2 protein-coding genes are annotated in these 1,308 nt (G+C 48.1%); both read right to left on the reverse strand.

The genetic code is table 11. The features are described from left to right. Window positions 1-551, reverse strand: a 551-nt coding sequence (locus tag ACFSB2_RS10575) for a carbohydrate ABC transporter permease (RefSeq protein WP_377943010.1), incomplete at its 3' end; no start/stop codon positions are given. A 13-nt stretch (window positions 552-564) separates the two neighbouring features. Further along, the coding region (locus tag ACFSB2_RS10580; RefSeq protein WP_377943011.1) for an ABC transporter permease subunit at window positions 565-1,308 on the reverse strand (744 nt) is incomplete at its 5' end.

Here is a 1,308-nt window from a genome sequence, read left to right on the forward strand (position 1 = left end):
CGAAATTGCCCTGACCCGTCTATTTTTGCGGCTTCTAAAATGTCCATAGGTATCGACTGGAAAAAGTTCCTCATGAGGAGAATACTAAATCCTGAAACAGCGCCTGACAAGATTAAGGCCACCAATGTATTCAGCAAGCCAAATTCTTGCATGGTGACGTAAAAAGGAATCATGATGGCCTCAAATGGAATCATCATGGTCATTAAGATGAAGACGGTCATGGTGCGACGCAAAGGAAGCGCAGGCTGTGCCAAGGCATATCCAGCCATGGCGGACAAGAACACATGCAACGCCGTCCCTAGCACAGACACCAACACGCTATTTTCAAACGGCTGCCAAAGATCTAACACCGTCCAAATGGTTTTGTATCCGGAAAAACTGAATTGCCGTGGCCACATCAGTATGCCCGGTTGCATCGAACCGAAATTGGAACTCAAAGATTCTGCAACCGCGTTCCACAATGGAACAATCATGGTAGAAGCGATGATCAACAGAAATAATAGGTTCAAGATGAGGAAGGCAAGACGCCCAACAGTCATTTTACGGAACACCATCATCCCTCCTTCAAATTGTGTCGTATCGAACCAGTCGTTGGGTGAAGATTGTCAACACCAGTGTAAACACCAAGATAATGAGTGCGCTGGCCGTGGCTTGACCGATGTTCATCTGTGTGAAGCCCTGATCATACACGTATGTCATTAACACGTTGACCTTTGGTTCGATCACGGCGTTTCGCATCACGTAAATTTGGTCAAACATGCGCAGCACACCCATGATGGAGAGCAGCCCGACAATTTGCATCGTTCTGGCGAGACCTGGTATGGTGACATGCCAGGTCTCCCGCCAACGATTTGCCCCGTCCACCTTTGCGGAAGCGTACAATTCAGGATTGATGCCTACCAGCGCCGCCAGGTAAATGACACAGTTAAAGCCGACATTCTGCCAAACACTCACCAGAATGATGACCCACCGTGCTGTGTTCGGGTCAGACATAAACTGCACCGAGGAAATACCAAACGCATTCAATACAGCATTGACGAGTCCGCCATCTGGATTGAGCAGTTGAATCCACAAGCCGCCAACCACCGCCCACGAAAATAAAGTCGGCAGGTAAATGACGAGTTGGATAGAGCGCTTCAGCCATTGTTGCATTAGTTCATTTAAAGAGAGTGCAACGATGATTGGCGCCACAAAACCGATGACGAGCATACTAATGCCTAGGAACAGCGTGTTTCGAAAATCAGCCCAAAACGTTGGATCCGTGAGTACATTGCGATAATTCTCCAGGCCAATGAACGGACGATTTCC

Source organism: Alicyclobacillus fodiniaquatilis, assembly GCF_042678105.1.
Classification (GTDB): domain Bacteria; phylum Bacillota; class Bacilli; order Alicyclobacillales; family Alicyclobacillaceae; genus Alicyclobacillus; species Alicyclobacillus fodiniaquatilis.